Below are 20,454 nucleotides of genomic sequence, written 5' to 3'. Positions count from 1 at the left end.
TATAGCCCGGTAGCGACAGAGGCTGTCATCACGTAGCGACAGTGTCTGACGTTACGTGCTAGCGTGCCGAGGTAGCGACAGACACTGTCGCTACCCCATCCGATTCAAGGAGATCGTCGTGCACGTCTTCGTCACCGGTGGTTCCGGACTCACCGGCCCCGCCGTCGTCTCCGAACTCATCGCGGCCGGCCACACGGTCACCGGCCTGGCCCGTTCCGACGCCGCCGCCTCCCGGCTGGAGCGACTCGGCGCCCGGCCGCACCGCGGCTCGCTGGAGGACCTCGACCGCCTGCGGGCCGGCGCGGCGCGGGCCGACGGCGTCCTGCACATGGCCTTCGGCGGCGACTTCGCCGACCCCGAGGACCTGATCAGGCGCGATCGTACGGCGATCGAGGCGCTCGGCCAGGCCCTGGTGGGATCCGGCAAGCCGTTCGTCAGCACGTCGGGCACCCTGGTCATGCCCGCCGGGCGGGTGAGCACCGAGCAGGACCCGCCCGACCCGGAATCGATCGCCGGTTTCCGGATCCCGGGCGAGCATGCCTGTCTCGGCTTCGCCGAGCAGGGCGTGCGGGCCAGCGTGGTCCGGCTCGCGCCCACCGTGCACGGCCCCGGCGACTACGGGTTCGTCCCGATGCTGATCGCGACCGCCCGGAAGACGGGCGTCTCCGCCTTCGTCGGCGACGGCGGCAACCGCTGGCCCGCGATCCACCGCTTCGACGCGGCCGTCCTCTTCCGGCTCGCGCTGGAGGAGGCCCCCGCCGGCAGCGCGCTGCACGGCGCCGGCGAGGACGGCGTCACCCTCAGGAGCATCGCCGAGACGATCGGCGAGATGCTCGACCTCCCCACCCTGTCCCTGACCCCCGACAAGGCCGCCGAACACTTCGAGAACCCGTTCATGGCCGCCGTGTTCGGCACCGACGCCCCCGTCTCCAGCGACCACACGCGGACCCTGCTCGGCTGGTCGCCGGCCCATCCGACCCTGCTCGAAGACCTGCGGGACGGCGACTACTTCACCGGGCCCACGCCCTGAGCACGGTCCCGGCCTAAGTGATGGCGAACACGCGCTCGGCCGTACGGTGGCCGAGCGCGGTCCGCTGATCGTCGGTCAGCGGCACCTCCCGCAGGAAGGCCACGGCGGCGGCCGGGTCCTCGTACGGGAAGTCGATCGCGAACATGATCTTGTCCGCGCCGACCGCGCTCAGGGCCAGCCCGAGCACGTCCGGATCGTCGATGCCGCTCATGGTGATCACGAAGTTGCGCCGGAAGTACTCGCTCGGCGTGAGCGACAGGCGCGGCATCGGCGTGGCCGCCCCGGCCGTCCGCGCCGCGAACGCGTGCCGGTTGTCGATCCGCCGCAGCCAGTACGGGATGCCTTCGCCGAGGTGCCCGAGCACGACGGTCAGCTCCGGGTAACGGTCCAGCGTTCCGCTGAGGATGAGCCGCATGGCGTGCAGCCCGGCCTCGGCCTGGAAACCCCAGATCGCCCCGGGCATCCCGTAGTCGCGGTAGGCGTCGAGCATGCTCGGCGCCCGCGGGTGCAGGTAGATCGGCGCCCGGTGCGCCTCGGCCGCCGCCAGCAGCGGCGCGAACTCCGGCTCGTCCAGGTACCGCCCGCCGGTGTGCGAGTTGATCATGATGCCGTTGAGCCCGAGCGGGCCCATGGCCCGCTCGATCTCGGCGGCCGCGGCGACCGGGTCCTGCGGCGCCACCGTGGCCAGCCCGCCGAACCGGCCCGGGTGCCGCCGTACGATCGCGGCCAGCGCGTCGTTGAACTCCCGGGCCAGCGGCACCGCGTCGGCCGCCGGATACGGCTGGACCCCGGGCGGATTGAGGCTGAGCACCGCCATGTCCTGCCCGAGCGCGTCCATCTCCTTCAGCCGGGCATCGAGATCGACGAGCCGGGCGCGGAAGGCCGGAGCGGTCTCCACCGTACGCATCAGCCCGATCTCGGTCTCGTCGCCCGGCACGACGTCCAGACCGTGCGCGACGCCCAGGAACGCCTCGGTGGCCATGTGCTCCTCGACCGCGATGACCCTCATGCCCGGCGCCCTCCATCGACCGACAACGCGATCCCGGTAACGTACGACGCCGCGTCCGAGCAGAGCCAGACCGCCGCCGCCGCGACCTCCTCCGGCGTGGCCAGCCGGCCGAGCGGCGTGATCGCCTCCTGCCGCGCGATCAGGTCGGTGTCCCCCGCCCACTGCTCGAACCCGGCAGTGCGGGTCGGGCCGGGACAGACGGCGTTGACCCGGATGCCGTCCGGCGCGTAGTCGACCGCGGCGACCTTGGTGAGCCCGACGATGCCGTGCTTGGCGGCCACGTAGGCGGGGGCGTTCGGGATCGCGTACAGGCCGCCGTTCGAGGCGACGTTGACGATCGCGCCGCCGCCGCCGAGCAGGGGCAGCTCGTACTTCATGCACAGGAAGGTCCCGGCCAGGTTGACGCGCACGACGCGCTCGAACTCGCCCAGGGTCATCTCGTCGAGCCGCCGGTGCGAGGCCAGGCCGGCGTTGTTCACGGCGAAGTCGAGGCCGCCGTACGCCGTGACCGTGCGCTCGACGGCCGCCCGTACCGAGGCTTCGTCGGCGATGTCGACGAAGACGGTCAGTGCCTCCCCGCCGTCCTTCCTGATCATCTCGGTGGTCTCGGCCGCCGTGCTCTCGTCGATGTCCAGCACGGCGACCGCGGCGCCAGTCCGGGCGAACTCCAGCGCCGTCGCACGGCCGATCCCGCTGCCCGCGCCGGTGACCAGCCCGGCCCTCCGCCCCTCACTCATGCGGCCTCCTTCGGTGACCAGAGGCACTGTGTTCCTTGATTCGCTCGCTCCGCTCGCTCATACGAGCGGTTCGTGGTTCGCCCAGGCGACCTTGTACGGGTGCCGCGACTGCCAGCAGTCGATGACCTCATGCAGGCCGGGCGCGGTGAACGCCTTCGCCAGGGTGTCGGTGTCGGCGACCGCGACCTGCACGATCGCGGTCGCGATCAGCGCCGGAATGGCCTCCTCGCCGGGGATGGGGATGTGGCGCCGGGCCGCGACCGACTGCACGAGACCGGTGTCGAGCATGACCCGTTCGATGTCCGCGAGATATTGATCGAGCTCGGTGTCGGGCAGCGGCTGATCGAAGGAGACGATCATTGTGTGGTTGACCATGCTCTGATTCTTGGGGGCGCAGCCCGCCGGTGTCCAAGACAAGTCCGCTCTGCATCGATAACCTGGAGGCATGGTTGAACTGGAGACCCGCGAGCTGGAGTACTTCATCGCGGTCGCCGACGAGCTGCACTTCGGGCGGGCCGCCGTCCGGCTCTCGATCGCCCAGCCGGCGCTGTCGAAGGCGATCCGGCGGATCGAGGCCCGGCTCGGCGTCCCGCTGTTCGTCCGCTCCAGCCGGCACGTCGAGCTCACCCCGGCCGGAGCGGCGTTGCGCGAACACGGGCGGCACGCGCTCAACGCGGTCAGCGCCGCCGTACGGAACGCCCGGCGCGCCGGCGATCCCCAGGCGCATCTGCGGCTGGTGCTCAAGCCCGGCGGCGACGCCGGCCTGCTGTCCGGAATCCTGGCCGCGTACTCCCACGAGCCCGACGCCCGCCGGGTGGACATTCTGTTCAGCGGTCCCGCCGACCGCACCGACTTCCTACGCGACGGCCGCGCCGACGTCGGCCTGCTCTACGTGCCGTTCGACGACCTCGACGGCCTGGCCCACGAGACGCTGCACACCGAGGACCGCGTGGTCATCGTCCCGTCCGGGCACCGGCTGGCCGGGCGTGCCGCGGTGCGCATGTCCGACCTGGAGGGTGAGACGCTGCCGCGCTGGAAGGGAGTCCCCGGAGGCGACGGCACCGGTCCCGAGGTCGCCGACGTGGTCCAGATGCTCCACATGATCACGGTGAGCCGGATGATCGGGGTGCTGCCCCGCTCGCTGGTCGAACCGGTGCCGGCCGGCCTGGTCTGCGTCCCGGTGACCGACGCGCCGCCCAGCCGCCTCGTACTCGCCTGGAACGAGCGGGACCGCCGGCCGCTGGTCGCGTCGTTCGTGGCCGCCGCGCTGGGCGATCGTCAGAGGGTGGCCGCACCGACCCAGCGGTGATAGGCGTCCACGTCGACGTTGCTGCCGCACACGATGCTGACCACGTGCCGGCCGGCGAAGCGGTCGCGGTCTTCGAGGATCGCCGCGACGCCGAGCGCGGCCGACGGCTCGACGACGAGGCCCGCGTGGTCGAGGAGCATCCGCATACCGGCGATGATCGACTCCTCCTTGACCAGGACGGCGTCGTCGGCGACCAGGAGGAGGTCGTCCAGGACGGCCGGGATGGGACACCGGCCGGCGACGCCGTCGGCGATGGTGTCGGCCGAGTCGGTCGTGACGACACGCCGCCGACGCCAGGAGTGTGTCATCGCCGGTGCGCCCAGCGGCTGGACGCAGATCACCTCGACGTCGGGCGCCAGGGCCTTCACCACGTGGCCCACCCCGGTGGCCATCGCCCCGCCGCCGAGGGCGATCAGTACGGCGTCGAACGACGGCGCGGCGTCGACGAGTTCGAGGCCGATGGTCGCCGCGCCCTCGCAGGTCTCGATGTCCAGGCTGTCCTCGACCAGCCGGATGCCGTCGTGCCGCGCGATGTCCGCCGCCCGCTCGCGAGCCAGCTCGTGGTCGCCGTCCACCAGCTCCAGCCTGGCGCCCAGCGCACGGATGCGATCAAGCTTGGCCACCGTCGCGTGGCGGGATGCCACGACGGTGACGTCGAGCCCCCGGCCGCGACCGGACCAGGCGAGGGCCTGACCGAGATTGCCCGCGCTGGCGCACACCGCGGCTCGCGAGCCGTTGCCGGCGAGCAGGCTCGCGACGAGCTCGGTGCCGCGCCCCTTGAAGCTGCGGACCGGGTTCGCCGTTTCGAGCTTGATGCTCACCGCGCACCCGAGGCCGGGCTCCAGCGCCTCACAGCGGTACAGCGGAGTGTCGAGGAAAACGGGGTCGATCATCCGGCGAGCCGCCCGGATCCGACCAGTGTCGAGACGCGTCTGCTGCACGAGACAGCAGCGTAGTGCCGGGTGCCATCCCGCCGCCCGGCGTCAACGCGCGTAGCGGTAGTACACGATCTCCTCGAAGTCGGGAGTGGGATCGAGGAGTTCGAAGCCGGCGGAGGTCGCGCACCGGCGACTGGGGTGGTTGCCGGCGTCGATGCCGCAGTAGAACGCCCGGACGTCGCGGAGGCCGGGGTGGGCGAGCACGGTGGTGATCGCGGCTCGGCCGTGGCCCTGGCGCCGGCGGGTCGGATCGACGAGGCAGGTCAGGGCCATCGAGACGCGTGCGTCCTCGCCAGAGAGCAGGGGGCCGTCCGGTCCCTCACCGCGGTAGGTCACCCACCGGTCGTAGACGTCGCCGCCGATGTACGCCGCGGGCCGTCCCGAGGCGTCGTACGCGACCCAGCCGTACGACCGCAGGACGGTCATGCCGCGAAAGCCGGTGCCGGGTCGCTCGCCGAGCAGGCGCCGCTCCCGGTGGATCCACGAGCGGTCGCCCAGCCGGCGCTGGACCTCGGCGTCGTCGAACCAGTGCTCGATGACGCCGGCGGTCGCGGCGGTGAGCGGACGCAGTTTCAGGGCACGGTCCTCACGTGGTCGTCGCGGAGCGGGCGAGCAGGGGCAGGGAGATGCTGTCCGCGATGGCCTGCTGGCCGGCGATGTTCGCGTGGATGCCGTCGCCGTTGTCGTAGGACGGGTTGATCGCGTTGGGGTGCAGCGGGTCCTTGATGACCTGGTCGAAGTCGAGGACCTCGTCGCAGTGGCCGCTGCAGTCGTTCCACCGGTGCACGAAGCCGTCGACCGTGTAGCGATGGAGGTTCATCTGGTCGGTGTAGATCGGCCGGGCCGTGATCGGCGTCACGTACACCTTGATCCCGGCCTGCCGCAGGCGCGCGAACACGGTGTCGTAGCTGCGCAGGATCTGGTCCGCGGTGCAGTCGTCCTGCAGGTCGTTGGTGCCGTAGTAGTAGATCACCGCGGTCACGCCGTGGAGCGCGAGCACGTCGCGGTCCAGGCGCGCGGTGCCCTCCAGGCCCCTGACCCCGGCGGGCTCGTTCGCGCACTCGGGTGAGCTGGTGGTGCCGCCGATGCCGGCGTTGGCGATGGCGATCTGCCGGCGGGCCGGCAGTTCCTTGACGACGCGGCGGGCCAGGTCGTCGGTCCAGCGCCGGTTGTCGCCCGTGACGGTGCATCCCGGGCCGCAGTTGGTGCTGCCCGTACCGTCCACGACCGAGCTGCCGTAGGCCACGATCGTGCCTCGCAGGTGAGTGTTGTGGACGTCGACGGCGCTGACGAGGTAGGTGGAGCCGACCTTCCGGGTGTACGCCGCGCCGGAGGCGTCGCCGACGTGGTCGCCCGCTCCCGCCTCCGTCACGTAGTTGTCCCGCAGGGCGGAGGCGTGCACGCCCGGCGTCGCCTGGCCGGCCACGTACATGCTCACCGCGATGTCGTCCTGCGGTCGCGTCTCGATCCGGATCGGGTCGCTCCACGCCTCGCCGCCCGGCGCGACCGTCACCGAACCGGTGGACCGGTGGTTCGGGCCCGGGAACGTCGCCGGACGGCTGCCGCCCACGATGGCGGCGCCGGTGCCGCTGACGGCCACGGCGACCGCGTCGACGGTGAGCGGAGCGGTGCCGAACTGGTTCTGGACGCGTACCCGCAGCGCGTCGCCGCCCTGGCTGAGATGGGTGATCATGCGGACCGACTGGTCGTTCAGCGTGGTGCCCGCGAGGCCTTGCTGGGACTGCGCCCACGAGGTGAACCAGTCACCTCCGCGGGACCCGCCGTCCGCGCTCGCGGATCCGGTGACACCGAGGGCGGCGGCAAGAAGAACACCGACCGCCACGGCGATCGGTGTTCTCCCTCTGCGCGTTCGTCTCATGACTTACAACCGTACGTTTGTCATGACACGGCGTAAAGCGCGTCAAAACCGCATTAAAGGGCGGTTCAGCAGCCGAGGAGGCGGGTGGCGAGGAAGGCCTCCACCTGGTCGAGGCCGATGCGCTCCTGGGCCATCGAGTCGCGCTCGCGCACCGTCACGGCGTTGTCGTCGAGCGTGTCGAAGTCGACGGTCACGCAGTACGGCGTGCCGATCTCGTCCTGGCGGCGGTAGCGGCGGCCGATCGCGCCCGCGTCGTCGAACTCGACGTTCCAGTTGCGGCGGAGCCGCGCGGCCAGGTCACGCGCCTTCGGCGACAGGTCGGCGTTGCGCGACAGCGGCAGCACCGCGACCTTGACCGGCGCGAGGCGGTGGTCAAGGCGCATGACCACGCGCTTTTCCATCTTGCCCTTGGCGTTCGGCGCCTCGTCCTCGCTGTAGGCGTCCATCATGAACGTCAGCACGCACCGGTCGACGCCCGCCGCCGGCTCGATCACCCACGGGACGTACCGCTCGTTCTTCTCCTGGTCGAAGTAGGACAGGTCCTGCCCGGAGTGCTTGCCGTGGGTGGACAGGTCGTAGTTGGTGCGGTTCGCGACACCCTCCAGCTCGCCCCACTCGCTGCCCGGGAAGTCGAAGCGGTACTCCACGTCCACGGTGCGCTTGGAGTAGTGCGCGAGCTTCTCCTTCGGGTGCTCGTACAGCCGGAGGTTCTCCTTGTTGATGCCCAGGTCGACGTACCACTGGAAACGGGTGTCGATCCAGTACTGGTGCCATTCTTCGTCGGTGCCCGGCTCGACGAAGAACTCCATCTCCATCTGCTCGAACTCGCGCGTACGGAAGATGAAGTTGCCCGGAGTGATCTCGTTGCGGAACGACTTGCCGATCTGGCCGATGCCGAACGGCGGCTTGCGGCGCGCGGCCTGCTGCACCAGCGAGTAGTTGATGAAGATGCCCTGCGCCGTCTCGGGCCGGAGGTACGCCAGGCCGGACTCGTCCTGCACCGGGCCGAGGTAGGTCTTGAGCAGCCCGTTGAACATGCGCGGCTCGGTGAACGCGCCGCGCGTGCCGCAGTCGGGGCAGACGAGGTCGGCCAGACCGTTCTCGGGGGCCTTGCCGTGCTTGGCCTCGTACGCCTCGACGAGGTGGTCGGCGCGGTGCCGCTTGTGACACGACTGGCACTCGGTCAGCGGGTCGGTGAACTCGCGTACGTGGCCGCTGGCCTCCCAGACCTCACGGCCGAGGATCACGCAGGAGTCGAGGCCGACGACGTCGTCGCGGCCCTGCACCATCGACTTCCACCACTGGCGCTTGACGTTGTTCTTCAGCTCGACGCCGAGCGGTCCGTAGTCCCAGGACGCCCGCAGCCCGCCGTAGATCTCGCTGGAGGGGAAGACCAGACCTCGGCGCTTGCTGAGGTTGACGATGGTCTCCATCACATCGGAACGACGGGCCATGAGTGATCTCCATCCGGCTGGCGGTCGGCGGTTTTCCGCGAAATACGACGTATGGCGCCCGACCTCACCGACCTGCGGTGACGGTCTCGGCGCCCAGGATCAGCTTAGGACACCACCGGTGGTGCCACGCCCCGAAAACGCCTCGTGGCGCCACTGGAGTGTCATCGCGCACCACCGGCGTCAGACCGTGGCCACCAGCAGGTCCTCCCCGCTCGCCGGGCGAAGGCCGTCCGCCCGGCCGGCGAAGTAGCGCTCGGCGAGCGAGGAGCCCGCGACGTGCCGTACGTCGGCGAAACCGGCGGCGCGACCGGCGGCCGGCATATCCGCCCCACGCTGACCCTCGGCGGTCCGGGACCCCTCCCGCGAACAGTCGGTGAACGGCCACCCGACGCCCTTCGCCGACCCGGTCGCCTCATCGAAGTCAGCCGTCAGCCCGCCGTCAGCGGGGGCCGGTACGCTCCCCTCGGCGGCCATCGAACCCCATCGCCAGATCCGGTGGCGGACAAGGATCACGGCTGTAGGAGCAGAGTTGAAGTCTTCTTCCACGGTGGTGTTCGATTCGGCGGCGCTACGCCGGGCCGCTTCGGGGATCGATCTTCTGCTCTCGCGGGTCGCGGGTTTCGAACAGGCCGCGGGTCAGGCGGCCGGATCACTGGCGGAGACTCATCCGTGGGGGCTGCTCGGCGAGGTGTACCTGCGCGAGGGCTGCACCTCGATGATGAACGGTTTCGGCGAACATCTGCGGCACATGAACGATGCCCTGACGGGTGCCCGGGACCGCATCGCCCGATCTGCGGACACCTACTCCGCCGCCGGAGAATACTGCCTCGACGTGCTGAATTCGGTGCGCGAGGACCAGGCGGCGGCTTCCGGCGCGCTTCGCCAGCTCAACCCGGCATCCCGTTTCTACAACGAGCATCGGATCCTCAATGGCGCGATGATAGCGCTGCCTTATCCACTCGGTTCCCTCGGATCGAGCACGCTGGACGGCGTTCGCTTCATTGGTGACCTGACCAGCGGCGACCCCTACAACATCAGCACCGACCTGGCCAACCTCGGCGCCGACGCCACCCAAGCCCTGTTCGAGATCCCGCAGGCCCTGATCTGGATATCCCGCAACCCACTCGACTATCTGGTCCAGACAGGGATCACCTTCCTGCTGAACGCCTTCTACTGGACGAAATATCTGGCGGACTGCGTGACCGGGGACCCCATCGCCACCGGCCAGGCCGCCTACAACTACGACAGCCTCGCCCAAGGCTGCCATCAACTCGCCAAGGACCTCACCACCGCGCTCAACGCCAGCCTCGCCAATGGAAACTGGCACGGAGCGGCGGCGGACGCCGCGCGTGACCGGCTCACGATGCTGCGGGACGGAATCGACGACACCGGGCGCAATGCCGACCAGATCGCCTCCTTGCTCCAGCTCACCAGCTCGATCATGGGAGCCGTCGAAGGCATCGTCAAAGGAACCATCGCCGGCGTCATCTTCTGGGCGGTGAAGTACTGGATGGCGGCGCAACTCGTCGCCGCGGGAACGGGAGGCACCTCGGAGATCGTGGTCGTCGCGAAGATACACGAGGAGTCGGCCGAGGCGGCTACGCGGCTCGGCAGGCTGATCAAGCGCGTGGAGGCGTTCCTCGCCAAGGTGGCCGCGCTCCTCAGACGCCTGGGCAGATCGCTTCAGAACACTGAGAAACGCGCCTTCACAGCACTGCGAAAGTCGCCATGGGGCGAGAAGTTCCTGAACCACAAGAGAGGCGGCCAGCAGCCCCTGAACCGGATGCGCCAGGACAACGGCCTCGGCAAACACGCCGTGCTCGAACCACGCGATGTCCGCAGAAGTATCGGGATCGCGGCGAAAGAGCAGCCACGCATCCGGTTGTACGACGAATATGGGCTCGGTAGGTACCGTGTCGATATGAACGGAGAACTCTATCCGGGCGGCCGGTCAAAGACGTCACCGGTGAGATATTCCCTAAAAATCCACGAGCCCGACAAGATGACATCTAATTACGCGGGCGTGGTCTTCTGCACGGCGCGTTCCGTACTTCCGTTCGGGCGCGCGATTCAATACAAACTCCGTGCCGATGACGCTCCTCCGGGCGCCACCATCGACCGCGAACTCGACGCCCTCGACCTCTGAGGCATGCCCTAACCGACGTAACCGTCGACCGCGTCGCTGTCGATCTTCAGTTTCACGCCGCCGTGTTTCTCCACGTGGTCGCCGCGGAACTGTTTGATCCGGCGGTGGTCCGCCCACCAGGCCTCGTCCATGAGGCGGTCGCCCCACACGTTCGGCCTGCGGTCCCAGTGGGCGAACCAGACGGTCTCCGGGCGGCTGATGCCGTCCGCCTCGGCGACGTCGCGGATGCCCGACGCCACGCTGCTGTACAGCCCCGGCACGTAGTCCAGGGCCCGGACGCCCCTGGTCCACGAGTCCACGAACGTCAGCACCGCCTGCCGGCACCAGGGCCTGCGCCCGTACGCCTCCAGGTCCATGTAGATCGGCGTTCCGGCCGGCAGGCCCAGGGCCGCGGCGCGGTTCGTCGCGTCCACGGCGGAGAGCTGGCCGGCCAGGGCCGCGGTCGACGGGGAGAAGCGCGGGTGGGAGGAGGTGCACGGCGCCTGCGGGCCGACGTACGTCGGGATCAGCCGCCAGCCCATCGCCCGTACGGCCTCCACCCAGTGGCGGGACAGCCGCCCGTCCGGGCAGGCGCGCGCCGGGCCGCCGATGTAGATGTTGGCCGCGAGGAAGTCGTCGCGCCAGGCGCGCATCGCGGTCAGTGACGGCGCCGAGCACGTGTCGAAGCCCGCGCCGGTCACCCATCGGCGGCGCCGGTCGTCGGCGCGCCGCTCCCCCGCGGGCGTGCCCGTGCCAGGTGTCGCCGGGGCGATCCCCGCGATATGCCGCCGCAGGTCCGCGGCCTCGGGTTCGGCGCCGTACGAGCCGGTGATCAGCACCCCGGCGGCCGGGACGGCGGCGCGGATCTCCCTCGCCGTCGTGTCGGTCACCGTCACGGCGGGCATTCCGGCCACGGACGACCGGGGTACGGAGCCGAGCATGCCCGTGGCGAACGCGGCCGTCTGCTCGGTGAGCGGCTCGACGTGCAGCGCCTCCGTACGGCCGACCACGTGCGCCGGGCAGAGCTGGTTCGCGCCCGCCGGGCCCAGGTAGAGCGCGTGCCGGTCGTAGCGCACGCACTCGGTGGAGCCGGGGCCGAGACGGTACACGGGCCAGCCGGCGGGCACGGTGATCCGCAGGCCCCGGTAGTCGACGGTCGTGTCCGCGTGGGCGGCGGGGGCGGGGACGAGCGCCGCCAGAAGGCAGGCGAGCAGGCCGGCACGTCGCATCGCGTCTCCCCGTGGTCGTCGTCCCGGCCATGATCGGCACGGGGACCGCCGGGAGACGGGAGCGCGCGGCGTACTTGTGCGGTCTTTCGGGTGGAGTCGCCCGGCTCTTTACCCGGCGCGCTCGGCCTGCTCGACGATCTCGTACGCGCCCGCCTCGTCGATGGCGAGGCGGGACAGCGGGATGAGCGCCAGGCGTACCTCGTAGTCGCCGAGGGCACGGCGGTAGAAGCCCGCGCCCTCCCAGTCGGTCACCATCGCCCACAGTTCGGGGTCGTCGACGGCGTGGGCGAGACGCCCGGACAGGTGACCCGGGCTGCCCTCGATGGCGCGGAGCACCTCCTGGGCCGTACGGACGAACTCGTCGGTCTCGGCCGCGGGCACGCGGTAACGGGTGATGGCCAGCACGCGTCCATGATGCCGGACCCGTGGCGCCGCTCACACCGGTGACCTGGATACGACACCATGGAGGAGTGCCATCGAAATCCTCGGTCCGCCGGCAGAGCGCCGTCTTCCTCGTCTACGTGAACCAGTTGCCGCGGTGGGTGCCGCTGGTGCTGCTGCCGGCGCTGCTGATCGCGGGGCTGGCGCTGCCCGGGGCGTTCGGGGCGGTGGCGCTGGTGCTGCTCGCGATCGTCATCTGGTTCCTGTTCATGGCCTCGCCGACGCGGAACGCGTCCCACCGCGTGATCCGGTTCGCGGTGCCGCTGGTCATCCTCGCCATCGCGGTCGCCAAACTGGTCTCCTGACGACATGGCGTGATTTTGACAATCATTTTCATGTTCACCCATACTTGTTCGGTGCGTTCCCGAATCCTGCCCATCGCGCTCGCCGCGCTGCTCGTGGTCTGCGGATGCGGGGCGAGGGCGGGCACTGGCGGGAAACCCAGGCTGACCGCGGCGTTCTATCCGCTCGCGTGGCTGGCGGCACAGGTCGCCGGTCCGGGCTTCTACGTCCAGAACCTCACCAAGCCGGGCGCCGAGCCGCACGACCTGGAGCTGACGCCCCGGCAGGTGATCGACGTCGGTGAGTCCAAGCTGGCCTTCTACATCAAGGGCGTGCAGCCGGCCGTGGACAAGGCCGTGCGCCAGCACGCCAAGAACCACTCGCTCGACGCCGAGTCCGTGGTCACGACGCTGCCCGCCCCGCAGGACGAGGCGAACGACGGCGCCGCCGACCCGCACCTGTGGCTCGACCCGTCCCGATTCGCGACCGTCGCGACCGCGCTCGGCGAGCGCCTGGCCCGGATCGACGGCGAGAACGCCGCCGGCTACCGCGCCCGCGCCGCCCAGGTCGTCGCCCGCCTGAACGCCCTGGACGCCGAGTTCCGCACCGGGCTGCACGCCTGCGCGCGCAAGGAGATCGTGACCGGTCACGCCGCCTTCGGCTACCTGGCCGCGCGCTACGGCCTCACACAGGTCGGCATCGCGGGCCTGGACCCGGAGGCCGAGCCGTCGCCGCAGCGCATCGCGGAGATGACCCGCCTGATCCGGCGTACGGGTGCGACCACCGTGTTCACCGAGACGCTGGCCAGCCCGAAGACCGCCGACACGCTCGCGCGCGAGGCCGGGGTGCGCACCGAGGTGCTCGACCCCGTCGAGGGCGTCCGGCCGGGCTCCCACGACGACTACTTCTCGATCATGCGCCGCGACCTCGCGACGCTCCGAACCGCTCTGGGGTGCTCATGACGACGACCCCGTTCTCCCTGACCGGCGGCGAGGTGCGGTACGACCGCCGCTCCGTGCTGCGCGGCATCGACCTGACCGTACGTCCCGGCGAGGTCGTCGCGATCATGGGCTCGAACGGCTCCGGCAAGTCGACGCTGATCCGCGCGCTGCTCGGGCTGATCCCGCTGTCCGCCGGGCGGGCCGAGCTGTACGGCGTGCCGCCCGCGCGGTTCCGCGACTGGAAGCGCATCGGGTACGTCCCGCAGCGCCTCTCCATCGGCGGAGGGGTGCCCGCCACCGTACGCGAGATCGTGGCCTCCGGCCGGATCGCGCGGCAGTCGCGGCTGCGCCCGTCCTCGGCCGCCGACCGGCGCGCGGTGGACGAGGCGCTGACGGCCGTCGGCATGGCCGACCGGGCCCGCGACCCCGCCCAGGAGCTGTCCGGCGGCCAGCAGCAGCGCGTGCTCATCGCCCGCGCCCTGGCCGGCGAACCGGAGGCGTTCGTCATGGACGAGCCGACGGCCGGCGTCGACGCCCGCAGCCAGGAGACCCTGGCCGCCACCCTGAGCGAGCTGGTCGGGCAGGGCCGCACGGTCGTGCTCGTCGCGCACGAACTCGGGCCGCTGGAGCCGCTGATCACCCGGTCGGTCGTGCTCGAGGCGGGCCGGATCGTGCACGAAGGCGTCCCGCCGATGCCGCAGGGCGAGTGCGCGCGTCCCGGCCACGACCACGTCCACCCGCACGCCTCCGCGTCCGAACCCCGGCTCCTGTCATGATCGAACTCCTGTCGTACGACTTCCTGCGCCGGGCGCTGATCGCGGCCGTGCTCGTCGGCGTCGCCGCCCCGGCCGTCGGCACGTTCATCGTGCAGCGGCGCCTGGCGCTGCTCGGCGACGGCATCGGCCACATCGCCCTCACCGGCGTCGGCCTCGGCCTGCTGACGCGCAGCTCCCCCACGATCCTGGCGCTGGTCGTCTCCGGCCTGGGCGCGGTCGCGATCGAGTTGCTGCGGGTGCGCACGCGCACCGGCGGCGACGTGGCGCTCGCGCTGCTGTTCTACGGCGGGCTGGCCGGCGGCGTGCTGTTCGCCAACCTGTCCGGCGGCAGCGCGAACCTCAACAGCTACCTGTTCGGGTCGATCAGCAGCGTCAGCCCCGGTGACCTGTGGGTCGTGGCGGGGCTGGCCGTCGCCGTCGTCGTCATCCTGGCCGTTTTCGGCCGGGAGCTGTTCGTGCTGTGCCAGGACGAGGAGGTCGCGCGGGCGAGCGGCCTGCCGGTGCGGTTCCTGTCGCTGCTGATCGCGGTCACGGCGGCGCTGACGGTGGTCGTGGCGATGCGCGCGGTCGGCCTGCTGCTGGTGAGCGCGCTGATGGTGGTGCCGGTCGCCGCCGCGCAGCAGCTCACCCGCGGATTCCGGGCGACGATCGGGCTGGCCGTCGTGGTCGGCGTCGTGGCCGCCGTGGGCGGCCTGTGGGTGTCGGTGGACGTCGACATCGCCCCCGGCCCCACGATCGTCCTCCTGGCGATGGCCGTCTTCCTCGCCGCCGTCGGGACTGGAAGACTGATCCGTATGCGCCGTACGGAGGGCTCATGACGGGCCGACGGGACGACGTGCGCCGCGCGTTGTCCACCACGGATGGCTTCCGCAGCGCGCAGGACATCTACGCCGACCTGCGGGCGGCGGGCTCACGCATCGGCCTGACCACGGTGTACCGCGCCCTCCAGGTGCTCAGCGACTCCGGCGAGGTGGACGTGCTGCGCACCGACGAGGGCGAGGCGGTCTACCGGGCGTGCCGCACGGACGAGCACCATCACCACCTGGTCTGCCGCGTCTGCGGCCGTACGGTGGAGATCGAGGGCCCGGCGGTGGAGAAGTGGGCCGAGGCGATCGGCGCCGAACACGGGTTCCGCGACGTCACCCACACGGTCGAGGTCTTCGGCACCTGCTCGAACCACTGACCGATCCGGGTCGCGGGCCCGGACTGAGTAGATTGACCGGGCGTGAGGTCAGTCGCGATCGTCGTCCTGCTGGCCGCCGGCATCACCGGCTGCTCTTCCCGCTCCCCCGCCCCGTCGGCTCACCGGACGTCGCTGTCTCCGGCGCCGCGCGCCACGTCGGCCTCGGAGGTCGCCGGGGAGGTCCTGCCGGCCGGAGGCATGTGGCCGGGCCATGTCTTCCGCCCGAGGACCTCGACCCTCGTCGTTCTGTCCGCCACGGGCAAGGTCATCCGGCGCGTGACCGTCACCTCCGGCGTCTTCCGCCTCACTCTGCCGAAGGGCGTCTATCGGATCGGCGCCCACACGGACCGGTTGTGGTGCGGGCCACTGCAGGCCGTCTCGATCCCGCGGACGACCGCGGCCCCGCTGCGCTTCAGCTGCTCGATGAAGTAGCGTCCCCGCTCAGCACGTTGAAGGTGGCCTCGGGGCGGTCGCGTTCGGTGTACAGGCGCCAGGCCTCGGCGGCGATGGCGTCCGGGTTCAGGGACCGAACCTCGCCGTAGCGGTCCGGCTGTGACGTCACCATCGTGTGGATGTCGCCGCGTTCGATCAGGCCTCCGATGGTCAGGGTGCCGGCGTACACCCCGCTTCCGGCCAGGGCGGCGTGCAGGGTGAGGGCGTAGTTGCGCAGGGCCGCGGAGGCGAGCGCCAGGGGACCCAGGGCCGGCATCGGCACCACGGCGCTCAGGCCGCCGGCGAAAAGCAGCCCACCGTCGCCGCGCTCGGTCATGCCCGGCAGGACCTTCTCCGCCACGTCGACGGCCGGGTACACCCAGCTCATCGCCTCCCGTACGGCGTCGGAGCCGGTCCGGTCGATCGGCACCGGCCGCGCCGACGGGTCGACCGCGCCCGGGCCGTAGTAGACGACGTCGACGCTCCCGTGGCGGTCCGCGATCGCGTCGAGGACGGACCCGAGGCGGTCGCGGTCACGGACGTCGGCGGTCAGGGCGGACGCCTCGACGCCCGCGTCCGCCAGGGCGGCGAGGTAACCGCCGTGCCTCGTGCCGCTGCGGGACACCAGGGCGACGGCGTAGCCCTCCCGGCCGAACCGGTGCGCGATGGACATCCCCAGACCCGGCCCCACACCCAGGACGACGGCGGTCTTCGTCATGGCGCATCCCTCCGAAGCAGAAACTTGAGGAGACCCTCAAGTTACTCGGAACGCTAGCATAGAAGTTGAGGCAACCTTCGAGTTATGGGGCGAACCAGGAACATGCAGCCGCAAGCCAGGCATCTACGGGCGGACGCCGCGCGCAACCGCGACAAGCTGCTGAACTCCGCCGTTCAGGTCTTCGGCGAACGCGGGCTGGACGCACCCCTGGAGGAGATCGCCCGCCGAGCGAAGGTCAGCATCGGCACGCTCTACAACCACTTCCCGACGCGGCAGGACCTCGTCGACGCGATCCTGCCCGAGCGGCTCTCCGACCTGGAGCGAATCACCGCGGAGGCCCTCGCCGACCCGGATCCCTGGGAGGGTTTCGTCCGGTTCCTGGGCGGCCTGTTCGAACTCCAGGCGCGCGACCATGGGCTCAACGACGCGCTGGCCCGGCGGTTCCCCGACGACTCGGCGGTCGGCGCGGCGTGCCGGCGGGGGTTCGCGCAGGCGGAGGTCATCGTCGGGCGGGCGCGTGAGAGCGGACGACTGCGCGCCGACTTCGAGACACGCGACCTCGTCCCGCTGATGTGGGCCATGTCGCAGGTGATCCGGGAGTCGATGGAGGCCGCTCCAGAGGCGTGGCGCCGCCATCTGGCGTTCGTCGTCGACGGGCTGCGAGCCGACGCGGCCCGTACGATCGCGGTTCCGCCCCTCACCGACGATCAGCTGGAAAAGCTCATGCGAGGCCGGTGACGCACGGTGGCGTCCCGGCCTCGGTCAAGCGATCACGCGGCTGGGCGCAGATCATCCTTCGTCAGCCGCTCGATCTCTTCCGGAGTGGCGACACGCCGGTAGGTCCACGGCTGTACCTGGACGGGCTGACGACGGATACGAGCGAAAACACGGCGCAATTGAGACATGACAATATCCAGCGAGGTCTAGCCGGAAGGATTTACACCTTATTATCGCACGTCACCCTGGCTTCCCCGGTCACCGGGGGGGGGTGTGTCGCACCGGTGTTTTCGGTCCGTTGACGGAGGACGCTGCCGCATCTCTGACAACGTACGTTCCGGCCGGAAGATTCCCTGCTTCCCTCGTCCGCTCGGCGCCTTCACCACCTCCCGGGGACGGAGGCGTGACGGTCGCCTCACGATCTCCCGGGCCCGGTCCGCGGCGAGGTCGGCCTCACGTTCGAGCTCCAGCTCACTGACTCCATGAAGGAGAAAATCTCCTGTGGCCGAGGTAGACATTCGCCGGTGGGATGGGTAGTGTTCCTGGTGTCGCAAGCGAAGAGAACATCGCAGAGACACGGGAGATGACGAACTGCCCGTGAGATGAAGAGCAAGACGTCAGGTGCGCTGGGGCCGAGTAACGGTAAGTGGCTCCGGGCGGTGACGATGAGGCCGTCGGACGCGCTGGGGCGAGCTTCGCAGGTCCCAGAAGGTCCACGGCCAAAGGAAAGGTAAGAGGAAGATCAGAGGAGAAGGGGAGGGTCATACGCCGTCGGATCGCCCGCTACTGGCTGTGTTTCGCCGGGCGGGTACCGCAGTTCCATCGGAACGAGAGGTGGTCTTCGGTCACGCTTACGCGATCCCCGCACTATCTGCCTTTTCGGGCCGCTGGTGCGGATACGACAAGCCGGCGTCATCGCCGGTAGATGGTGTTGATTCTTGAACCCTGGGCCCCGGTGCTACGGCACCGGGGCCCTCATGATGTGGAAGGTGCGATGGATCCAGCCCAGCAGCCCATGCCGGACAAGATGGCCGACAAATTCGATGACGATGACTACCCCGCCTACACCATGGGCCGTGCCGCGGAGATGCTCGGTACGACGCCGGGATTCCTGCGCAGCCTGGACGAGGCGAAGCTGATCACGCCGCAACGCTCGGCCGGTGGTCACCGCCGCTACTCCCGCTACCAGCTCCGCCTGGCCGCCCGCGCCCGCGAACTTGTTGATGAGGGCATCGGCCTGGACGCCGCCTGCCGCATCATCATCCTGGAGGACCAGCTCCAAGAAGCACAACGGCTCAACGCCGAGATGCGCCAAGACCACTGAGCACGCCAAGGTCCGCCACCGAACCGCGACCTCCGGTCTGTTACACCGAACGGCGTGGCGGCCCCGCCCGGGCTGCGGGGTTTCGCAGCCCGGGCCGGCGTCCCGGCCATGAGGCAGCGCCTCGACCGTCGAGGGGCCCACTCGCCCCGGTCTTCCGCCCTGCTCGCTTCACCCCAGCTGTGGCCTCGTGTATAGGGACCGAGCCGACGTGGTCGGCCAGGGTGCGTGAGTGAAGTGGTTGGCCGGCGCGCCGTGCTCGAACCGGTGGTGAAGCCGCCGGTTCGAGCACAACCTCGCCGCACCATCCCCGGTCGTCCGGGCCGCCGCCCGCGACCAGACCGGACGTACGCACCGGCGGAGCTGCCTGGCTCAGCCCGGCGAACTCAGCCCATTCACCGCCATCCGCGACCGGCGGCGAGAGAACGCCCGGTCGAGAAGGACGATCGGCACGATGCCCGCCGCCAGGCCGGCGCCGATCCAGGTGACGGAAGTGATGCCTGCGCCGGCGTTCAGGACGACCCCGGCGAGTGCCGGGACGAGGCTGATGCCGAGCTGGAACGCTGAGACGGTGGTGGCTCCGGCGAGTGTCGGCGCCGTTGATGCGATGGCGAACACCCGCCCGTAGATGGCCGGGTTCAGCACGAACCCAGCGATCCCGAGGAGGAGAACGAGGGGGATGACGGCCAGCGCATACCGGGCCAGGATCGCGAGCAGGACAGAACTGGCCGATATCCCGAGCGCTCCGGCCAGGAGTGCCTGAGAGGGCCGGCGGTCGGCGATCCTGCCTCCGATGGACAGCCCGGCGAAGGCACCGATGCCGAACAGCGCGAGGACGGCGGGGACCCAGACGCCGGGGATACCGGTGATGTCGGTCAGGAACGCCGCGAGGTAGTTGAACGAGATCATGTAGGCGGCGGTGCTCAGGACGGTGGCAGCGTAGACCACCCACAATTGTGGTCGCCTCATGGCGTGAAGCTCACGCCGTACGCTGGGCTCCTGCCCCGCGCTCGTCGCCGGCATCGCGAGCAGGCTCGAGATCGTACCGGCGGCGGTCAGGGCGACCACGCCCCAGAATCCGCCCCGCCATCCGGTGAAGTGACTGAGCAATGCGCCTGCCGGGCCACCGGCGATCATAGCCAGGCTGAGGCCGCTGACGACGACGCCTGAGGCGCGTGCGGTGTGATCGGGTGTGACGAGGCCGATCGCGGTGACCGCTGCGACCGCCCAGTACCCCGCATAGGCGAGGCCGCAGACGAAGCGGGTGGCCAGGAGCACTGTGTAACTGTCGGTCAGAAGACCGATCGTCACCGCGGCGGCGAAGACGGCCTGAGTGGTCGCCAGCGTGGCGCGTCGCGGCCAGCGCAGCGTCATGATGGCGAAGGGAGGTCCGCCGATCACGACACCGACGGCGAATGTCGAGATCAGCGCGCCGGCGGAGGACAGGCTGATCTTCAGGTCGTCGGCGATCTCCGGCAGGACTCCGGCCAGCAGGAACTCCGCGCTGCCCATGGCGAACAGGCTGAACGCGAGCAGGTAGACGCCAAGTGGCAGCCTCCCGTCAGAGACCGGCACCTGCTGCTGTGCGGTGTCGGCGCTCACCGGCCATCACCCGCTACCGTGGCGCGGCGCTGTTCGACGGCGTGGTCGACGTCTTCGTCCAGCAGGTCGGTGTTGATGGCGAAGGCGGCGGCCAATCCGTCGCGGGACAAAAAGCCGTACATATGGGCGGCGGGCGCGTTGCGCGGCTCGCCGGCATCGAGCACCACCACCTTGCGGCGGGCCCGCTCCGAAAGCAGGGCGGCGTTCAGCCCGGCCGCTCCGGCTCCTACCACCACCACGTCGAGAACTCCGTCATCGGCAGTGCGTGGTGCGCTGCCGTTCGGGTCGTTCGTCGCCTTGATCACATTGATCACCTCCGCGCCCGATGGTG

At 70.4% G+C, this 20,454-nt stretch carries 24 protein-coding genes; 11 read left to right on the top strand and 13 right to left on the bottom strand.

Annotated elements, in window-relative coordinates; all coding sequences use genetic code 11:
- Window positions 1–118 precede the first annotated feature (118 nt).
- A complete protein-coding gene (locus ACQEV1_RS17615; RefSeq protein WP_433394737.1) occupies window positions 119–1,030 on the top strand; it encodes an SDR family oxidoreductase in 912 nt (303 codons plus the stop codon).
- Window positions 1,031–1,043: 13 nt separating this feature from the next.
- On the opposite strand, the gene ACQEV1_RS17610 is transcribed toward ACQEV1_RS17615, so the two are convergent.
- The 3 genes from ACQEV1_RS17610 to ACQEV1_RS17600 are packed head-to-tail and all read right to left on the bottom strand — an operon-like array spanning window position 1,044 to window position 3,151.
- Window positions 1,044–2,039: an amidohydrolase family protein gene (locus ACQEV1_RS17610; protein ID WP_433394736.1), complete on the bottom strand. Its 996-nt coding sequence runs from the start codon at window positions 2,037–2,039 to the stop codon at window positions 1,044–1,046.
- Window positions 2,036–2,776 (bottom strand): SDR family NAD(P)-dependent oxidoreductase, encoded by a 741-nt coding sequence (locus tag ACQEV1_RS17605; protein WP_433394735.1) that lies wholly within the window; start codon window positions 2,774–2,776, stop codon window positions 2,036–2,038. Before ACQEV1_RS17605 ends, ACQEV1_RS17610 begins: the two co-directional genes overlap by 4 nt.
- A gap of 57 nt (window positions 2,777–2,833) precedes the next feature.
- Window positions 2,834–3,151 carry a hypothetical protein gene (locus ACQEV1_RS17600; RefSeq protein WP_433394734.1) on the bottom strand — a complete coding sequence of 106 codons (318 nt, stop codon included), beginning with the start codon at window positions 3,149–3,151 and terminating at the stop codon, window positions 2,834–2,836.
- A 70-nt stretch (window positions 3,152–3,221) separates the two neighbouring features.
- Between ACQEV1_RS17600 and ACQEV1_RS17595 the strand changes: the two genes are divergently transcribed.
- The gene (locus ACQEV1_RS17595) at window positions 3,222–4,085 is read left to right on the top strand and encodes a LysR family transcriptional regulator (RefSeq protein WP_285617332.1); all 864 of its coding nucleotides are present in this window, start codon (window positions 3,222–3,224) and stop codon (window positions 4,083–4,085) included.
- Here the strand turns inward: ACQEV1_RS17595 and ACQEV1_RS17590 are convergent.
- The 5 genes from ACQEV1_RS17590 to ACQEV1_RS17570 form a co-directional block, all read right to left on the bottom strand.
- Window positions 4,055–4,978 carry a threonine ammonia-lyase gene (locus tag ACQEV1_RS17590; protein ID WP_433394733.1) on the bottom strand — a complete coding sequence of 308 codons (924 nt, stop codon included), beginning with the start codon at window positions 4,976–4,978 and terminating at the stop codon, window positions 4,055–4,057. The two genes, ACQEV1_RS17595 and ACQEV1_RS17590, sit on opposite strands and share 31 nt — an antisense overlap.
- A 90-nt stretch (window positions 4,979–5,068) precedes the next feature.
- Window positions 5,069–5,449, bottom strand: coding sequence for a GNAT family N-acetyltransferase (locus ACQEV1_RS17585; RefSeq protein WP_433394732.1), 381 nt, complete (start codon window positions 5,447–5,449; stop codon window positions 5,069–5,071).
- Between the two features lie 160 nt (window positions 5,450–5,609).
- On the bottom strand, window positions 5,610–6,902 hold the full coding sequence (locus tag ACQEV1_RS17580; protein WP_433394731.1) for an SGNH/GDSL hydrolase family protein: 1,293 nt from the start codon (window positions 6,900–6,902) through the stop codon (window positions 5,610–5,612).
- A gap of 65 nt (window positions 6,903–6,967) precedes the next feature.
- Window positions 6,968–8,356, bottom strand: coding sequence for a glycine--tRNA ligase (locus ACQEV1_RS17575; protein ID WP_285617337.1), 1,389 nt, complete (start codon window positions 8,354–8,356; stop codon window positions 6,968–6,970).
- Between the two features lie 180 nt (window positions 8,357–8,536).
- Window positions 8,537–8,677 carry a hypothetical protein gene (locus ACQEV1_RS17570; protein ID WP_285617339.1) on the bottom strand — a complete coding sequence of 47 codons (141 nt, stop codon included), beginning with the start codon at window positions 8,675–8,677 and terminating at the stop codon, window positions 8,537–8,539.
- A gap of 208 nt (window positions 8,678–8,885) precedes the next feature.
- Between ACQEV1_RS17570 and ACQEV1_RS17565 the strand changes: the two genes are divergently transcribed.
- Window positions 8,886–10,502 carry a hypothetical protein gene (locus ACQEV1_RS17565; protein ID WP_433394730.1) on the top strand — a complete coding sequence of 539 codons (1,617 nt, stop codon included), beginning with the start codon at window positions 8,886–8,888 and terminating at the stop codon, window positions 10,500–10,502.
- 8 nt (window positions 10,503–10,510) lie between these two features.
- Here the strand turns inward: ACQEV1_RS17565 and ACQEV1_RS17560 are convergent, their stop codons facing one another.
- Both ACQEV1_RS17560 and ACQEV1_RS17555 read right to left on the bottom strand, forming a co-directional pair.
- Window positions 10,511–11,710, bottom strand: coding sequence for a DUF1906 domain-containing protein (locus tag ACQEV1_RS17560; protein ID WP_433394729.1), 1,200 nt, complete (start codon window positions 11,708–11,710; stop codon window positions 10,511–10,513).
- 108 nt (window positions 11,711–11,818) lie between these two features.
- The gene (locus tag ACQEV1_RS17555; RefSeq protein WP_433394728.1) at window positions 11,819–12,115 is read right to left on the bottom strand and encodes an antibiotic biosynthesis monooxygenase family protein; all 297 of its coding nucleotides are present in this window, start codon (window positions 12,113–12,115) and stop codon (window positions 11,819–11,821) included.
- 65 nt (window positions 12,116–12,180) lie between these two features.
- Between ACQEV1_RS17555 and ACQEV1_RS17550 the strand changes: the two genes are divergently transcribed.
- Genes ACQEV1_RS17550 through ACQEV1_RS17525 form a run of 6 tightly spaced genes read left to right on the top strand, consistent with a single transcriptional unit; the run spans window position 12,181 to window position 15,765 of the window.
- Window positions 12,181–12,456 carry a DUF6703 family protein gene (locus tag ACQEV1_RS17550; RefSeq protein ID WP_285580613.1) on the top strand — a complete coding sequence of 92 codons (276 nt, stop codon included), beginning with the start codon at window positions 12,181–12,183 and terminating at the stop codon, window positions 12,454–12,456.
- A 51-nt stretch (window positions 12,457–12,507) separates the two neighbouring features.
- The gene (locus tag ACQEV1_RS17545; RefSeq protein ID WP_433394727.1) at window positions 12,508–13,395 is read left to right on the top strand and encodes a metal ABC transporter substrate-binding protein; all 888 of its coding nucleotides are present in this window, start codon (window positions 12,508–12,510) and stop codon (window positions 13,393–13,395) included.
- Complete coding sequence (locus ACQEV1_RS17540) at window positions 13,392–14,150, top strand: metal ABC transporter ATP-binding protein (RefSeq protein WP_285617348.1); 759 nt, start codon at window positions 13,392–13,394, stop codon at window positions 14,148–14,150. Before ACQEV1_RS17545 ends, ACQEV1_RS17540 begins: the two co-directional genes overlap by 4 nt.
- The gene (locus ACQEV1_RS17535; protein WP_285617349.1) at window positions 14,147–14,968 is read left to right on the top strand and encodes a metal ABC transporter permease; all 822 of its coding nucleotides are present in this window, start codon (window positions 14,147–14,149) and stop codon (window positions 14,966–14,968) included. The genes ACQEV1_RS17540 and ACQEV1_RS17535 overlap by 4 nt, the downstream gene beginning before the upstream one ends.
- Window positions 14,965–15,333 carry a Fur family transcriptional regulator gene (locus ACQEV1_RS17530; protein ID WP_285617350.1) on the top strand — a complete coding sequence of 123 codons (369 nt, stop codon included), beginning with the start codon at window positions 14,965–14,967 and terminating at the stop codon, window positions 15,331–15,333. Before ACQEV1_RS17535 ends, ACQEV1_RS17530 begins: the two co-directional genes overlap by 4 nt.
- 42 nt (window positions 15,334–15,375) lie before the next feature.
- Window positions 15,376–15,765: a hypothetical protein gene (locus tag ACQEV1_RS17525; protein ID WP_433394726.1), complete on the top strand. Its 390-nt coding sequence runs from the start codon at window positions 15,376–15,378 to the stop codon at window positions 15,763–15,765.
- On the opposite strand, the gene ACQEV1_RS17520 is transcribed toward ACQEV1_RS17525, so the two are convergent.
- Window positions 15,746–16,483: an SDR family NAD(P)-dependent oxidoreductase gene (locus tag ACQEV1_RS17520; protein ID WP_433394725.1), complete on the bottom strand. Its 738-nt coding sequence runs from the start codon at window positions 16,481–16,483 to the stop codon at window positions 15,746–15,748. The genes ACQEV1_RS17525 and ACQEV1_RS17520 overlap by 20 nt on opposite strands.
- Before the next feature lie 84 nt (window positions 16,484–16,567).
- Here ACQEV1_RS17520 and ACQEV1_RS17515 point away from each other — a divergent pair, with 84 nt between their 5' ends.
- Together ACQEV1_RS17515 and ACQEV1_RS17510 are read left to right on the top strand one after the other, a co-directional pair.
- Window positions 16,568–17,221: a TetR/AcrR family transcriptional regulator gene (locus ACQEV1_RS17515; protein WP_285617353.1), complete on the top strand. Its 654-nt coding sequence runs from the start codon at window positions 16,568–16,570 to the stop codon at window positions 17,219–17,221.
- Window positions 17,222–18,194: 973 nt separating this feature from the next.
- Window positions 18,195–18,524, top strand: coding sequence for a MerR family transcriptional regulator (locus tag ACQEV1_RS17510; protein WP_285617354.1), 330 nt, complete (start codon window positions 18,195–18,197; stop codon window positions 18,522–18,524).
- A gap of 369 nt (window positions 18,525–18,893) precedes the next feature.
- On the opposite strand, the gene ACQEV1_RS17505 is transcribed toward ACQEV1_RS17510, so the two are convergent.
- Window positions 18,894–20,123 carry an MFS transporter gene (locus ACQEV1_RS17505; protein WP_433394724.1) on the bottom strand — a complete coding sequence of 410 codons (1,230 nt, stop codon included), beginning with the start codon at window positions 20,121–20,123 and terminating at the stop codon, window positions 18,894–18,896.
- Window positions 20,120–20,428, bottom strand: coding sequence for an FAD-binding protein (locus ACQEV1_RS17500; RefSeq protein ID WP_433394723.1), 309 nt, complete (start codon window positions 20,426–20,428; stop codon window positions 20,120–20,122). Before ACQEV1_RS17500 ends, ACQEV1_RS17505 begins: the two co-directional genes overlap by 4 nt.
- Window positions 20,429–20,454: the final 26 nt, after the last annotated feature.

The organism is Actinoallomurus sp. CA-142502, assembly GCF_050936355.1.
GTDB classification, from domain to species: domain Bacteria; phylum Actinomycetota; class Actinomycetes; order Streptosporangiales; family Streptosporangiaceae; genus Actinoallomurus; species Actinoallomurus iriomotensis.
The sequence above is the reverse complement of the archived record's forward strand: the minus strand, read 5'-3'. Positions and strand labels throughout refer to the sequence as shown.

Excerpts from the sequence above, each read along its gene's own strand:
- ACQEV1_RS17610 (WP_433394736.1), bottom strand. The coding sequence starts at position 2,039 with ATGAGGGTCATCGCGGTCGAGGAGCACATGGCCACCGAGGCGTTCCTG.
- ACQEV1_RS17605 (WP_433394735.1), bottom strand. The coding sequence starts at position 2,776 with ATGAGTGAGGGGCGGAGGGCCGGGCTGGTCACCGGCGCGGGCAGCGGG.
- ACQEV1_RS17600 (WP_433394734.1), bottom strand. The coding sequence starts at position 3,151 with ATGGTCAACCACACAATGATCGTCTCCTTCGATCAGCCGCTGCCCGAC.
- ACQEV1_RS17595 (WP_285617332.1), top strand. The coding sequence starts at position 3,222 with ATGGTTGAACTGGAGACCCGCGAGCTGGAGTACTTCATCGCGGTCGCC.
- ACQEV1_RS17590 (WP_433394733.1), bottom strand. The coding sequence starts at position 4,978 with ATGATCGACCCCGTTTTCCTCGACACTCCGCTGTACCGCTGTGAGGCG.
- ACQEV1_RS17585 (WP_433394732.1), bottom strand. The coding sequence starts at position 5,449 with ATGACCGTCCTGCGGTCGTACGGCTGGGTCGCGTACGACGCCTCGGGA.
- ACQEV1_RS17580 (WP_433394731.1), bottom strand. The coding sequence starts at position 6,902 with ATGAGACGAACGCGCAGAGGGAGAACACCGATCGCCGTGGCGGTCGGT.
- ACQEV1_RS17575 (WP_285617337.1), bottom strand. The coding sequence starts at position 8,356 with ATGGCCCGTCGTTCCGATGTGATGGAGACCATCGTCAACCTCAGCAAG.
- ACQEV1_RS17570 (WP_285617339.1), bottom strand. The coding sequence starts at position 8,677 with ATGCCGGCCGCCGGTCGCGCCGCCGGTTTCGCCGACGTACGGCACGTC.
- ACQEV1_RS17560 (WP_433394729.1), bottom strand. The coding sequence starts at position 11,710 with ATGCGACGTGCCGGCCTGCTCGCCTGCCTTCTGGCGGCGCTCGTCCCC.
- ACQEV1_RS17540 (WP_285617348.1), top strand. The coding sequence starts at position 13,392 with ATGACGACGACCCCGTTCTCCCTGACCGGCGGCGAGGTGCGGTACGAC.
- ACQEV1_RS17535 (WP_285617349.1), top strand. The coding sequence starts at position 14,147 with ATGATCGAACTCCTGTCGTACGACTTCCTGCGCCGGGCGCTGATCGCG.
- ACQEV1_RS17530 (WP_285617350.1), top strand. The coding sequence starts at position 14,965 with ATGACGGGCCGACGGGACGACGTGCGCCGCGCGTTGTCCACCACGGAT.
- ACQEV1_RS17520 (WP_433394725.1), bottom strand. The coding sequence starts at position 16,483 with ATGACGAAGACCGCCGTCGTCCTGGGTGTGGGGCCGGGTCTGGGGATG.
- ACQEV1_RS17515 (WP_285617353.1), top strand. The coding sequence starts at position 16,568 with ATGGGGCGAACCAGGAACATGCAGCCGCAAGCCAGGCATCTACGGGCG.
- ACQEV1_RS17510 (WP_285617354.1), top strand. The coding sequence starts at position 18,195 with ATGGATCCAGCCCAGCAGCCCATGCCGGACAAGATGGCCGACAAATTC.